Annotated in this window: 12 protein-coding genes and 1 pseudogene; 10 read left to right on the forward strand and 3 right to left on the reverse strand. The window is 45.6% G+C overall.

Annotated features, from left to right (window positions below):
• Window positions 1–19 precede the first annotated feature (19 nt).
• The 4 genes and pseudogenes from CH367_RS06790 to omp85 (CH367_RS06805) form a co-directional block, all read left to right on the forward strand.
• Window positions 20–559, forward strand: a pseudogene (locus CH367_RS06790) (M23 family metallopeptidase); the annotation flags it as partial.
• A gap of 286 nt (window positions 560–845) precedes the next feature.
• Window positions 846–2,393 carry an Omp85 family outer membrane protein gene (gene omp85 / locus CH367_RS06795; protein WP_100761725.1) on the forward strand — a complete coding sequence of 516 codons (1,548 nt, stop codon included), beginning with the start codon at window positions 846–848 and terminating at the stop codon, window positions 2,391–2,393.
• Between the two features lie 13 nt (window positions 2,394–2,406).
• Entirely contained in the window at window positions 2,407–3,090 is a 684-nt protein-coding gene (gene lsa25, locus CH367_RS06800) for a surface adhesin Lsa25 (protein WP_100761726.1), read from the forward strand.
• 227 nt (window positions 3,091–3,317) lie between these two features.
• Window positions 3,318–4,877: an Omp85 family outer membrane protein gene (gene omp85 / locus CH367_RS06805; protein ID WP_100761727.1), complete on the forward strand. Its 1,560-nt coding sequence runs from the start codon at window positions 3,318–3,320 to the stop codon at window positions 4,875–4,877.
• A 58-nt stretch (window positions 4,878–4,935) separates the two neighbouring features.
• Here omp85 (CH367_RS06805) and nadB read toward each other — a convergent pair whose 3' ends face one another.
• Both nadB and CH367_RS06815 read right to left on the reverse strand, forming a co-directional pair.
• Window positions 4,936–6,534 carry an L-aspartate oxidase gene (nadB, locus tag CH367_RS06810; protein ID WP_100761728.1) on the reverse strand — a complete coding sequence of 533 codons (1,599 nt, stop codon included), beginning with the start codon at window positions 6,532–6,534 and terminating at the stop codon, window positions 4,936–4,938.
• Between the two features lies 1 nt (window position 6,535).
• Window positions 6,536–8,362: a S41 family peptidase gene (locus CH367_RS06815; RefSeq protein WP_165783235.1), complete on the reverse strand. Its 1,827-nt coding sequence runs from the start codon at window positions 8,360–8,362 to the stop codon at window positions 6,536–6,538.
• Between CH367_RS06815 and CH367_RS06820 the strand changes: the two genes are divergently transcribed.
• Window positions 8,304–9,335, forward strand: coding sequence for a tetratricopeptide repeat protein (locus tag CH367_RS06820; protein WP_100761730.1), 1,032 nt, complete (start codon window positions 8,304–8,306; stop codon window positions 9,333–9,335). The genes CH367_RS06815 and CH367_RS06820 overlap by 59 nt on opposite strands.
• Here CH367_RS06820 and CH367_RS06825 read toward each other — a convergent pair.
• Entirely contained in the window at window positions 9,307–10,059 is a 753-nt protein-coding gene (locus CH367_RS06825) for a pyridoxine 5'-phosphate synthase (protein ID WP_100761731.1), read from the reverse strand. The genes CH367_RS06820 and CH367_RS06825 overlap by 29 nt on opposite strands.
• Window positions 10,060–10,261: 202 nt before the next feature.
• Between CH367_RS06825 and CH367_RS06830 the strand changes: the two genes are divergently transcribed.
• From CH367_RS06830 to CH367_RS06850, 5 genes are read left to right on the forward strand one after another with little or no spacing between them, the layout of a single operon-like run.
• The gene (locus CH367_RS06830) at window positions 10,262–10,732 is read left to right on the forward strand and encodes a TIGR02300 family protein (protein ID WP_100762079.1); all 471 of its coding nucleotides are present in this window, start codon (window positions 10,262–10,264) and stop codon (window positions 10,730–10,732) included.
• Between the two features lie 8 nt (window positions 10,733–10,740).
• Window positions 10,741–11,634, forward strand: a complete 894-nt coding sequence (gene miaA, locus CH367_RS06835; protein WP_100761732.1) for a tRNA (adenosine(37)-N6)-dimethylallyltransferase MiaA — start codon at window positions 10,741–10,743, stop codon at window positions 11,632–11,634.
• Between the two features lie 15 nt (window positions 11,635–11,649).
• Window positions 11,650–11,898, forward strand: a complete 249-nt coding sequence (gene hfq / locus CH367_RS06840; RefSeq protein ID WP_003009702.1) for an RNA chaperone Hfq — start codon at window positions 11,650–11,652, stop codon at window positions 11,896–11,898.
• Window positions 11,898–12,779: a hypothetical protein gene (locus CH367_RS06845; RefSeq protein ID WP_100761733.1), complete on the forward strand. Its 882-nt coding sequence runs from the start codon at window positions 11,898–11,900 to the stop codon at window positions 12,777–12,779. The genes hfq and CH367_RS06845 overlap by 1 nt, the downstream gene beginning before the upstream one ends.
• Entirely contained in the window at window positions 12,776–13,837 is a 1,062-nt protein-coding gene (locus CH367_RS06850; protein ID WP_100761734.1) for a mannose-1-phosphate guanylyltransferase, read from the forward strand. Before CH367_RS06845 ends, CH367_RS06850 begins: the two co-directional genes overlap by 4 nt.
• The last annotated feature ends 174 nt before the right edge of the window (window positions 13,838–14,011 follow it).

Raw genomic sequence — 14,011 nt, forward strand, 5'->3', positions numbered from 1 at the left:
ACAAGCCGAGGAAACAAGTTCTTCCCAAGACGAACTCGACTTGGAAGAAACGAAAAAATTCTTCCTTGAACATCCCGAGTATCTTTCCGACGGATTCGACTTTCCCGTTGGAAAACCAAACGCAAAGGGCTATATAGACAAACAACCTTTTGGAAAGAATTTTCATCTCGGCGAAGATTGGAACGCGTCCGGACGCAACGACTACGGCGATCCGGTGTATTCGGTTTCTCATGGAATCGTGAAGTTCGCGGGAAAAGAAGGACCGGGTTGGGGAAACGTAATCATCATCACACATCGACTTCCGAGCGGCAAGTGGATCAATTCCTTATACGCGCATCTTTCCAAAATGAACGTAGCTTCGGGTGATAAGATCCGCAGAGGAAATAAAATCGGAAGAATAGGAGACGCAGACGGACGTTACGGACCTCATCTTCACTTTGAACTGAGGGATGATTATTTTCTTCCCACAGGTCCGGGATATGATCGAAATCCGAAAGGATATCTCAATCCGAAAGAATTCATACGAGCCAATCGAAAATTAAGAAAACGTTCTTTTTAGAACGGGATAAAATTCTATCTATCATTTGAAACGTGGCGTTCCTTTCGGTAAACGCGCGTTCGCCTTGGAAACATCTTATTTCAGCGGAAAACAAATCGAAATCCGATTGAAATCGCTCCGTCATAATCGGCGTTCCTTCTTTCCAAGTTATTATACCAATTGTTATGAATAACTGGAATTCGACCCTAGTTTTCCTAACGTATTTCCCAATTCTTGGAAAAATCCTATTGACAGTATGCCGCCAAACCGTTTCCGTTTTGTTCTGAAATATAGAAACAGGAAATCCATGAAGAATTTTCTAAAAATCGTAAGTATTGCAACCTGTCTACTCGCTCTCACCTTAACTACGGGGACAGTGTATGCGCAGGACAAAGAGGACTGTTCCAAGTTGGCGTTTGTCGATTATAGCAATCGAAAGCCAAGAACGGATCTACCGTTTGAAATCTCCGAAATGAGACGTTTGAGACCCGAAGACATCTGTAAAAAGAAAGAAGGTTGGTTCCCGACAGGGCTTCCTCTTTTGAACTCCGACCCAAACGTGGGTGTGGGTTACGGTGTGCGGGTGTTCCTCATCAACAACGGAAAAAAGTCTGATCCGTTTTTTGAATACGCTCCTTATCGTTTTCGGATGTTCGCTCAGTATTTTAATACCACAAAAAACAGACAGTATCAGGACGTCAGCTTCGACGCACCTTATCTCTTCGACACGAAGTGGAGATTGCGCGGGGATTTGATCTATGATACAAACCCGAACACGTTGTATTACGGGATCGGCGAGAAATCTCTTGAAACTCTTTCTTATCAGGAAAGAAACCAGCCCGGCGGAGAAGTCGTAAGAAACGCGACCTATCACAATCGCGAACAGAACATTTATTTCACAAGACCCGGTGGTCCCGGAGACCCCGTTGAATTTCAAGGGAATAATTATTCGGGATTTCCTACAAACGACGCGTTTCGCGTAACGGATCGGATGTACAACCGATACGATATCCGTTCTCCACAGGCGAACCTCAGCGGCGAGCATATCTTTTTCGGCGGTTTGGTTCGGATGGTTGCGGGACTTCGTGTTTCGCAGAACATAGTAAAGACGTTTGACGGTCAGTTCGTAAAAAGTACGGATCCTTTGACGGACGGAACTCCGTTCAGCAATACCGGATTGGCTCCTGCAGGAAAGACGAAAGTGACCGAGGATGCGCAAGCGGGAAGAATCATCGGTGCCAACGGAGGAAACGTAAACTCCGTCCGTTTCGGTTTGGTATTGGATACCCGAGACTTGGAGCCGGATCCGAACCGAGGGGTTTTCTTAGAAGCTACATATGAAAAGGTCGCGAAGTCATTGGGTTCCGACTTTCAATATTCGAAATATTTCACACAGATGAAAGTATTCTATAGTCCGTTTCCGAAAACATTTGATAAACTGGTAATCGCAGGCCGAGGCGCGTTCGGGATGACCGACGGGGACGCTCCGTTCTTCGAATACAGAAACCTTTGGTCCACGGAAGGTGGGATCACCGGTCTCGGGGGTTTAAGAACCTTACGCGGTTACAAACAGGATCGTTTTGCCGGTAAGGCGATGGGATGGGGGAACGTAGAAGTTCGTTGGAAGTTTTTCGATTTTACGGTCGCAGGACAACACTTCGCATTAAACCTCGTTCCGTTTATGGATTTCGGTCGGGTTTGGGACGATGAGCATAACGTGGGACTCAAAGATTATAAATATTCCCGAGGTTTGGGATTTAGAATCGCTTGGAACCAAAGTACGATCCTTATGTTGGATTACGCGGTTTCCAAAGAAGACAAACAGATATTTATGAACTTTAACCACATTTTCTGAGGAAATTGAAATCATGAAAAAATATAAGAATATTCTAATACTCAGTATCGCGCTTTCTCTCTTCGCAAACTGCGAGGAAAAGCCGGACGATACGACTCTGGGCTTTATCAACGAAGATTCCAAGGTTCTTCTTGCGGGAATGATTTTTTTCAGCCCGTATGTGGCCGATCCCGCTTCCGGAACGATTTCGAATAACGTAACGGGACTTATGTGGAAGATTTGTTCTCAAGGACAGGTTTTGAGAATCGGTCAGAACGGAACATACGATTGCGAAGGTGTGAACAACACTTCCACCGTGATCGGAAGATACGGAGCCACTTTGCTTCAGTATTGTTCATTGAACTTAAACGATTGTAATACGATCGCTTTGCCTCCGGTATTGGTGGGACAAACTCCCGGTTTTACGGGAACGAGCGAGGCTTATACTTCCTGCGCCGCGGATCGTACTGCTGGTCGTTCGGATTGGAGAGTTCCTAGTTTTACAGAGTTAAAGGCTTTGACCGGTTCTGGAAGTTTGAACGCGCTTCTATTAAAGTTTCCGAATACCGTGGAAGACTATTACTGGTCTTCTTGGGCGAAGGAAGGGGCGGTGGATACCGCACGCGCCGTAAACTTCGGAGCCACACATTTCGGGGACGATACAACTTTTGCAAAAACGAGCCGTTACTTCGTTCGTTGTGTGAGAAATCTCCCGTAACAAAGTCGCCCTAAGCGGACTTTCATTTCCAAAAACAAAAAAGACCGCCTGATCGACTATGGGCGGTTTTGATTCGCGCTTCTCCTTTGAACATCGAGAATGTGCGGAATCGGATCTTCAAAAGAGTTGGGTGAACATCGATCGAATCGCAAATGTGAGCAAAATCTCATATTCGATTTGACAGCTAAAGTAGATTGGTTAGAAGTTTGTAATCGTTTGGTGCCGCTATGATGAAAAATAAAACCCTTTTTGCTAATACGAAGTCCCTCCTTTTATCCTCACTTTCTATCTTAATTCTTCTCGGCGCGTCGTTCTTTTTTTCTTCCGAGCTCGTAGCTCAGGAGAATTTTACAGGTTGTGATAAACCCGAAGCGAGAAAGGATCTTCCGTTTCCGATCGATCGCGTAAAGCAGATGTGTAAGAAGGATTTGGATAACAAAAAAGAAGGTTGGTATCCTACCGGTCTTCCTTTGATCAATTCCGATCCGAACGAAGGGATCGGTTACGGGGTTCGTGTTTACGGTTACAACAACGGTAAAAAGACCGATCCTCTTTTCGAATACACTCCGTATCGACTTCGTTTTTTCGCGCAGTATTTTAATACGACAAAGAATGCACAGTATCATCAGTTGAGTTTGGACATGCCTTATGTGGCCAACACTCAGTGGAGACTTCGTGCGGATGCGTTGATGACGATCACGCCGACTACCTTGTATTTTGGAGTGGGAGAATCGACGTTAAAACCCCTCACGTATCAGGAAAGAAATCAACCCGGTGGTCCGCAAGTCACCAACGCGCAATACGGTTCTCAAGAATCCACGTTTATGTATCAAAGACCCGGAGGTCCGGGCGATCCGATCGAACTCGGTGGAAGAATTTATTCGGGAGTTCCGGCGGGTCCCGCGTTCAACGTGACGGATCGTATGTACAACCGTTATACGATCCAAACTCCTCAGTTGAACTTCAGCACGGAAAGATCCTTCTTTCACGGAACCGTGAGAGTTGTGACCGGCTTCCGACTTTCGAATAACATCGTACAGGCGAATGACGGTAAGTTCGTGAAATCGATAGACCCGATCTTTGACGGAACCCCTCTCAGCAATTCGGGCGAGGTTCCGAATGCGAAAACGAGACTGACGGAAGACGCTGAGGCCGGAAAGATTCTCGGATACCACGGCGGTTTCGTGAATACCGCTAAGGTCGGTTTGGTCTATGATACTCGCGACTTCGAACCGGATCCGAACTCCGGGGTTTTCTTGGAAGCCACTTACGAGAAGGCCGCAAAAACGATCGGTTCCAACTTTAACTTTCAGAAATACTTCGGCCATGCTAAATTCTTTTACAGTCCGTTCCCGAAGACGTTTGAAAAGTTAGTCCTTGCTTCTCGCTTCGGTTTCGGAGTTTCGGAAGGGGACGTTCCATTTTTTGAATATAGAAATCTTTGGGGAACCGAAAGCACAGTTTCCGGTCTCGGGGGCTTACGAACTCTGCGCGGTTACAAACAGGATCGTTTTGTGGGACGCGCGATGGGTTTTGGAACCGTGGAAGTTCGTTGGAAATTTTATGACTTCTCCGTTGGGGGAGAATACTTCGCGTTGAACCTGGTTCCGTTTTGGGATTTCGGTCGTGTGTGGAACGACGAACACAAAGCCGGTTTACAGGATTACAAATATTCCCAAGGTTTAGGACTTAGAATCGCGTGGAATCAGGCGACGATCATCATGATCGACTACGCGGTTTCCAGAGAGGACAAACAGTTATTCGTAAACTTCAGTCACGTATTCTAAAATTAAAATATTCTAGAATTTTAAAGTGTTTCTGTAAAAAATACGCGTCTTTGAAATTTTAAAGAGGGACCTTGTCGTTTCGAATTTCCGTATCGATCCGGGAAGGATTTCTGTTTTCCTCATAATCCGTTGAAAAATGAAGTCCTCTACTTTCTTTACGGGACAAAGCCGAACGAATGATGAGTTCCGCGACGATCACGAGGTTTCTCAGTTCGATCAAAGGATTTGTGATCACGGTCCGATTGTAGTAGTCCTTTACCTCGTCGTAAATCAAATCCATTCTTCTTTTGGCTCTTTCAAGACGAAGATTGGAACGAACGATTCCCACGTAATTGCTCATCGTACTTTTGATTTCGTTTAAGTCGTGCGAGATCAAAACCCATTCTTCCGTGTTGACCATTCCTTCCTTATTCCAAGAAGGAATTGCGTCGTGCGCTTTCGTGAAGTCCGGTTTTTCTTTCGCGATTCTTTTTGCGATTCGATTCGAGAACACAAGACATTCCAAAAGGCTGTTGGACGCGAGACGGTTTCCTCCGTGAACTCCGGTGCAAGCGGTTTCACCCGCGGTCGATAAGTTCGCGATCGTGGTTCTTCCTTCCAAATCGGAAGCGACCCCGCCGCAAAGAAAGTGAGCCACGGGAACGACCGGAATCCGATCGGTTGTGATATCGATTCCGAGTTCCTTGCACTTCTCATAGATGGACGGGAAAGAATCTTTGATTTGATCGGAAGGAAGATGAGTGATGTCGAGATATACGTGCGCTTCTCCTCTTTTTTTCATCTCGGAGTCGATGGCCCTTGCCACCACGTCTCGAGGCGCCAGATCGGCCATGGCGTGATACCGTTTCATAAACGGTTCACCGTCTTTGTTCAAAAGAACGGCGCCCTTACCGCGTACCGCTTCCGAGATTAAAAAAGAATCTCCGTCCTCGTGATACAATGCGGTAGGATGGAATTGATAGAATTCCATATTCTTAATCAAGGCTCCGGCTCTATACGCCGATGCGACCCCGTCACCGGTCGCGATTTTCGGATTGGTTGTATGAGAATAAACCTGACCGGATCCTCCGGTTGCGAGGATCGTTTCCTTGGCGAGAATCGGAAAGACTTCTCCGGTATGATTGGAAAGAACGTAGGCGCCGTAACAGACGAGCCCTTTCTGTTTGAGATGATGCGGAGTGATGAGGTCGACTAAAGTATGATATTCTAATATTTGAATGTTCGGATTTTGTTTGACCACTCCCAGAAGGGTTTTTTCGATTTCGCGTCCGGTTCTATCGTGTGCGTGTACGATTCGATTCTTCCCGTGACCGCCTTCCCGGGAAAGATCGAACTTGCCCGAAGGTTCGAGATTGAACGGAACCCCGTAGTTCAGAAGTTCTTTGACGAGAGGAGGGCCTTCTTCCACGAGAACCTGAACGGCCGCTGGATCGCAGAGCCAGGCTCCGGCCTCGAGAGTGTCCTTTACGTGATCTTCGAGTTTATCACCTTCCGCAAAGACGGAAGCGATTCCGCCTTGCGCGTAGTTTGTGTTGGATTCGTAGTCCGATTTTTTTGTGACGATGAGAACGGAGCCGTAGGGAGCCAGTTTCAGGGCCGCAAAGAGGCCCGTGATTCCGCTCCCTAAGACTAAAAAGTCCGTTTGAATGCGGGGCATACTATTTCTTTTTAGATGGGTTGTTGATCAAAGCCTCGATATAATCCAAGGAACGAATCAGTTGATAGTCCGGTTTGATCGGATCGTTTTTATGTGTCGCAATGAACTCGGACGCCTTTCCGTTTTTCTGAACCCAGGACTCGAGTTTCTTCACGTCGAAGGAACTTCTTTCTTCGGCCGCGGCCGGAAGTTCGGAAAGGTGATTCCACATATTCTCCTCGCGGAAACGGAACGGAAAACTTCCGTCTTCTTCGGAGGAAATATCGATGTCCGGTTTAACTCCCACAACTTGAATCGTGTTTCCAGATGGAGAATAATAACGCGCTTGTGTGAGTTTGATCAGATAGTCGTTCCCCAAAGGCATCAGTTTCTGAACCGTAGCTTTTCCGAAGGTTCTTTCCCCGAGAATCAATCCTCTTCCGTGGTGTTTGATCGCGCTCGCTACGATTTCGGAGGCGGACGCGGACTTCGCGTTGATTAAAACGGCTAACGGTAAATTGGTGATGTCCTTATTCTTCGCATACGCGTCTTCGGGACTGCGGTTCGGGCTTTTTGTGGAAACGATCAAACCCTTTTCGATAAACATATCGGCGATGTCGATCGCAAGATCCAGATAACCGCCCGCGTTGCTTCTAAGATCCAGAATCACGGCCTTGAGTTTGGTTCCTTTGGTCTGCGCTTCTTTTTCGAGTTCCTTGTATTTGTCCAAGAGTTCGCGGTCCACCGAAGGTCCGTCTTCCGACTTCACGAAACCGGTGAGTTTGATATAGCCGATATGTTCGTGACCTTCGATCAGTTTACTGCTTAGGTTTTTAATTTCGATCGTATCGCGAACGACTTCGATGTTCAGAGTTCCCGGAACTCCTTTTCTCTGGATGGTAAGAGCGACCTTGGAACCTTTTTTTCCTTTGATCTTTTCCACGACCTTATCCAGAAGAATTCCTTTGATCGACTTTCCGTCGACTGCGAGAATCACGTCACCGGAACGAATTCCGGCGTTGACCGCAGGTCTTCCTTCGAGAGGATTTTCAACGACAACTTCTCGGTTGCCGCCGCCCGAAAGAATCGCACCGATTCCCTCGAAACTTCCGTCTTGGATTTTCGCCATGGATTCTTCCCAAGCGGATCTTAAGAAAACGTTACTGTGTGGATCGAGAGAAGAAAGATAACCGTTCGCCGCGGCGAGCATAACGTCGTTCATCGTAAACGGTTCTTTGGACTTTTCTTCCGATTCTCCAAAAGGATCTTTCAGAGGAGAATCCTTATACTTTTCCAGATTGGTTTCGATATACGCGAGAATCCGGTCGAAATCTTTTTTGCTGAACCCGGTTTGTTCCCATTTGGAAGAAAGAACGTTCTTACGAACCTTTTCCCGTTCCACGATTTTTTTGACCTCGTCGTCGTTGACCTTGGCTTTGTTCGCGTCTTCCTTTAACTTGCGATCTCTGATTTTTTCGACTTCGGTATAATCCGGATCGAACAGAACGAAAGAATCGTCCGTGGAAATTTTGAAAGTTTTACCGGGGAAGATTTCGTCCTTCTCCTCGTATTTCTCTCTTTCCTTGAAATAACTTTCGGGATAGAGATAAATGGAATGAGGAAGGGATAAAAGGGCGTAGATTGCGGCTTCTCGGTAGGCGCGGTTTTTATCGATGTTTTTATCGATGTAATACCGGGACACAGTGCCGACCACGTTATCGAAATCCTTAAGAGTAAAGTCCGCCTTGACCGGAGATTTGCCGGATGTAGGCTCGCAGTATAGGATAAAAATGGTCAAAAGAGTGGAAAGTAACAACGAAAGAGCGGCAGATCCTTTTTTCAAACTCATGTCCCTCGGATTTCAGGAAATTTTCGGTTCATTCTCTATTCAAATCTCAAAGTGTCAATCTCTTTGGAGCGGAAGTTTCGTCTCGATTCTCTTGATTTTTGTTTTCTCATGTTCCACGGTTTCCATGCCCGGCTCGGGAAGATTCGCGCTCGAGATGATTCAAGAACAGGCCATTTTGGAATTTTACGGAACGCCCGACGAAAGAGAATCCGCGATCAAACTCTTACGATCCAGTTGCCGATCCTTACATCCAGAACGCGCCTTGTCCTGTTACAATCTTTCCGTACTTTTGTCCTCGTCCAAAAATTATCCCGAAGCCCTCGAATACGCTCTTCGAGCGAGAAAGGCCGATCCGAGCGATACCTTGTATCGGGATCAGGTTTTCCAAGTCGCTTATTATTTGGAACTGGAACAAGGTGAAACCCTTTCCTCGGACGAAGTGGAAAAAAGATATTTCCGAGCGATCAAAAACTGCAAGGCCGGAAAAAGAAACGAAACCCTCGCGGATCTGATCGTTCTCGCGGACTTAAAGGAGATCGGAAGAGAATCTTTGAAAAAAGGAATTTTCTCCGAATGTGTGGGAGAATCCGAATCCCTCGTCCACGTAAAACCGAACGAGATCAACTATACAAAAGAATATTATAAATTTCTGGAGAATTCGCATCCCTACAAAGAAGTCTGGGACGTAACCGGAGTCGTGCGAAAACAAACTTTGGAAAAGATGCAAACCCCGAACCAGGAAGTCACAAAGGCTTGGAAAGAATTCAGACAATCCGTACGATCCAAAAATAAACCGCAAGCCGCGGAACATCTCAAGAAATTCAAACAAAGTCTGGAAACGATTTCACAAAAAAGTCAGCACGCGAAAAATCTCGCGGTTCATCTCAAAAAAGCGGCGTATTATCTGATCCAAGGAGATCCGAACTTCGAAGGATTTCGTCATCTCACGAAAGAGCTTGAAGATAATCCTTAACGCTTCGATCGATTCCGAATTCCAAGGCTCTGGAAATCAATCGATGACCGATCGAAACTTCCTGAAGACCGGGGAGTTTGGAAAAAATTCTTAGGTTCAAATGATCCAAGTCGTGACCGGCGTTGATTTCCATTTTTTGGTTGAGAATTTCTTGAGCCGCGGGAACGAATTGGTTTTCAAAACATTCTTTTCCGGAAGAAGGAGAACGATCGAATTCTTCGGCGAAAGGACCGGTATAAAATTCAACACGATCCGCCCCGGATCGAGCCGCGAGTTTTAGATTTTCAAGATCGGTTTCGACGAAGAGAGAAACTCGGATTTTTTCCTTTTTTAGAATTTTAGAATATTCTTGAAGAACATCCATGTCGTTTTCGAAATCGAATCCGTGATCGGAAGTGATTTCACCCGGAGTCACGGGAACCAAGGTAGCTTGATTCGGTTTTGTTTTTAAAACCAAATCCAAAAAACGGGGGGAGGGTTCCCCTTCGATATTGTATTCGATTTTTGTTTGATTCTTTTTGTTATAAGAATCGATGAATTCTTTCAACGCAAACACGTCGTCTTTGCGGATATGTCTTTCGTCTTCTCTAGGATGAACCGTGATTCCCTGAGCTCCCGCTCGCAGAACGAGATCGGCAAAATACAAAAGATCCGGAATATTCCCGCCTCTTGAATTTCTGAGGGTTGCGATTTTATTGATGTTTACGCTCAGTTTGATTTTCAAAGATTTCGCTCCGATGGGTTCTTTTTCTAAGAAGAAAATTTTGGGCTTTTCTGGGAATCCGAAAAAAAACGGAAAATCCTAGGATTCTTTCCTTGCAATTTTTTTGAAAATCGGTTAGGGTTTGCGCCCGTCATATCCGACGGAGATTAAAATTTATTTCTGCTTGAACGTCAATACCTCTCGCAGAGCATGGTCAATTCCGATGGCAACTGGTAAAAAGACTACATCCAAAAAAACTGCCTCGGCCGCGGCTAAGAAAAAGGCGACGGCGAAAAAAGCTGCGCCTAAAAAAGCGAACGCTTCGGCAAAGAAGAAAGAAGAAATCATCAAGAAGGCTCTTTCGAGTCCTTCCGCAAAGTCCACGGGAGTAAAAAAAACTTCCGGCTCCAAGGGTGTGGCCCTGAATCCTCTTGGAAAAAAATGGACCTGCCATACCTGCTCGACTAAATTTTACGACCTCAACAAAGAAGAAAAAATCTGTCCTAAATGCGGGGCGGATCAAAACAAACGTCCCGTTACGCGCACTCGAACCGTTCGCCCAAGGGTCGTGGAAGAAGAGGAAGTAATCGAAGACGATAACATGGCCGAAGACGAGGATATGGAATTCACCGAAGAACCTCTGGAAGAGGCTTTGGAAGAAGATGATGACGCGGATGAACAAGCGGAAGAGTAATCTCTTCCTTGGCTCATCCGATTTTGATTCTCGCCGCTCCGACAGGAGCGGGTAAAACCTCCCTCATCACGGAACTCGATCCTACACGATTCGAGATTCTTTCCTTCGACTCCAGACAAATCTACAAAGAGATGCCGATCGGAACCGCCGCTCCCACAAAGGAGCAACAGGAAATGATTCCTCACCATCTCGTCGAAATTCTTTCTCCCTCTGAAAACGTAGACGCCGGTCTTTACAATCGACTCGCCGGGGATGCGCTTCGAGACGTTTTAAATCGAAATAAAATTCCAGTGTTTACCGCCGGGACCGGTTTTTATCTCAAAGCCTTTTTATTCGGAATGTTTCCGGTTCCGAATATCGAAGATTCCATTCGTGAAAAAGTTCTTTCCATGAGTATGGAGGAAAAACGGATTCTTTTAAAGGAATTGGATCCGGATTCTTTGGAAAAAATATTTCCGGGAGACGATTACAGACTCGGTCGAGCCTTGGAAGTCAATTTGATGGGAGAAAAATGGTCCCGCTTGAAGATCGATCCGAAAACTTCCGCCGTTCACAATTACAATCTGGAGATTCGTGCGGGAGTTTTTTTAGATCTGGATCGTAAAGTTCTTTATGAAAGAATCAATGGACGAGCCAAACAGATGATCGAGCTCGGAATGGCCGAAGAGGCTTGGACGATCCGAGAACGATACGGAGAAACTTGTCCCGGTCTCAAATCCTTAGGCTATAATTTTGCACTTGAAAATAAAAAAGGAAACTCCAATCTAGAGAGATTCCTTGAGGATTTAAGCCAGTCTCATAGGAATTATGCCAAACGGCAGGTCACTTGGTTTCGTAAGGAGACTTACTTGCAACCGATGGATCGGTCCGAGGCGCTGGAACGTATCAAACACATAAAGTAACGGAAACAAAAAAAGATGTCTGCTAAAAACAATATACAGGACCAACTCTTAAACACTGCCCGTAAGGATAAATTGGATCTTACGATTTATCTTTTGAACGGGGTTCCTTTGAAAGGTAAGGTAGTAAGTTTCGATAATTTCACGATTGTGCTTGAGCAGGAAAATAAACAAAGTCTCGTTTATAAACACGCGATCTCTACGATCATTCCCGCCAAGATCATCAAACTTTATACCGAGGAAACCAAAGACGCAGCGCAAGGATAATGCGATTTTGGACTAAGTTATTCTGGATTCTGATTCCGGGATCGTTCGCGGCTCTTCTTTATTTTTGCGTTCACCCTCTCAAAGAGGGAGAGTCACTTCTTGTCATCGACGGTTCCGAAGAAATATTGGAATACACTTCCGGGCCGGGTTACGTTTTCGAATGGAAAACGATCCTTCCTTGGAAGTATTCCGTGTCGCGTTTTCAGATCGGCTCCAGGGTTTCCGTCGCGAACTTAAACGTGGATCTTTCTTCCGGAATGTTTCCGGAAAATTCTCCGGAAGGAAAGATCAAAGTCAGACTCGAAGTCAGATATTCTCTGGAAGCGAACAAGGTTCCCGAGTTGTTGGAAGCGTCGGGCGTTCGCCAGGAACAGATCGACTCGTATATTAGTAAAATATTGTATTCCATTCTTCGCAAGAAGACCGAAGAATTTATAACGAACCCGAATACGTTAAAATCCAATCTGGATTCCTATCTTAGAACGAACTTCTCCTCGGAAATTCTCGCGGACGAAAAGACGTTCAAAACCTTGAATCTAAGAATTCTCGATCTGCAGGTTCCGGAACCCGCGTTGATCACGGGCGTTTATAGAAATCAAACCCTTCTTTTACAAAGAAAAACGGATATTGTGGCCGCGCTTGGAAGGGCGGAAGCGCATAAGATCGAAGACGACGCAAAAACGTCCGCACTTCTCAAACGTTTGGAAAGAACAAAGGACTTCGTGACCAAAAATCCGGACATGAAGGAATTCCTTTTGTATGAGAGTTTATCGGACAACGTGGAAGTGGTTCTGCTTCCATCTGAAATGATACTGGGAGAAATCCCAACTTCCAAAAAGAAAAAAAACGGAAACGTTAAGAGACCCAAAGAGGTAGAATGAAACAGGATAAACCGGTAGTACTCATTATGGCGGGCGGCAAGGGAGAACGTTTTTGGCCCCGTTCCAGAGTATCCACACCGAAACAACTTCAGAAAGTATATTCCAATAAAACGCTTCTGAAAGAAACCTTGGAACGCGCGCTCACGATCACGTCGATCGATCGCATTTATATCGGAACCAATGCGAGTTTGAAAAAATCCATTCTCGCTCAGGAAAAGAATTTTCCGGAAAAGAATTTCATCATAGAACCGGAAGGAAAAAACACAGCGCCCATCATCGCGCTTGCTTCTCTTTACTTTCGGGAAACATACGGAGATCCGATTCAGGTTGTGTTGTCCGCGGATGCGTGGATCAATCCCGTGAAGGAATTCACGAAGACGATTTCAAAAGCGCTGGAACAAGCGGAGAATCATCTTGTACTTCTCGGGATCAAACCGAATCGTCCCGAGGTCGGTTACGGTTATATCGAAGCCGGAAAGTCGACTGACGGCTGTTTTGCGGTAAAATCCTTTTACGAAAAACCGGACGTAAAGACCGCATTGAAGTATATCAAGAAAAAGAATTTCTACTGGAATCCCGGAATCTTTCTTTGGAAGACTTCCACAATATTAGAAGAATTTAAAGCGTATTCTCCGAAGATTCTCGGTCCTCTCGAAGAAAGATTTCCTTTTAAAAAAGCGGGAGAATTATCCGCGGCGTTTAAGATCATTCCTTCCGATCCGGTGGATATCGCGATCATGGAAAAAAGTTCTCGGATCAGAATGGTGGAAGCGAGTTTCGGTTGGGACGACGTGGGTTCTTGGACCTCTCTCGAAAGGGTAATGCCCGGCGACACGAACGGAAACAGACATATGGGAAAGACGATTCTATTTCACAAATCGTCCGGCAACATCACTCAGACGAGAAAAGAATTCACGGCGGTTCTTGGTGTGAACGATTTGATTGTTGTCGAAGAGGAAGACGTTCTATTTATCAGTACGAAATCGGGAGTAGGCGATATCAAAAACCTAGTCGCGGAACTTCGTAAAAATAAAACTTTACAAAAGTACACGGAATAGTTTTCTGACAGGAAGGAAATCTAAGGAGTTCTGAATGCCTTCAGGTAAGAAAAGAAAGCGCAGAAAGATCGCTACTCATAAAAGAAAGAAAAAGAGAAGAGCGAACAGACATAAGAAGAAAAAGTAATCCGTAGATCCTCCTTCCTTCTCCGGGCGTTCGTCCCGGAATCAAGC

It is taken from the genome of Leptospira barantonii (genome assembly GCF_002811925.1).
Taxonomy (GTDB): Bacteria; Spirochaetota; Leptospiria; order Leptospirales; family Leptospiraceae; genus Leptospira; species Leptospira barantonii.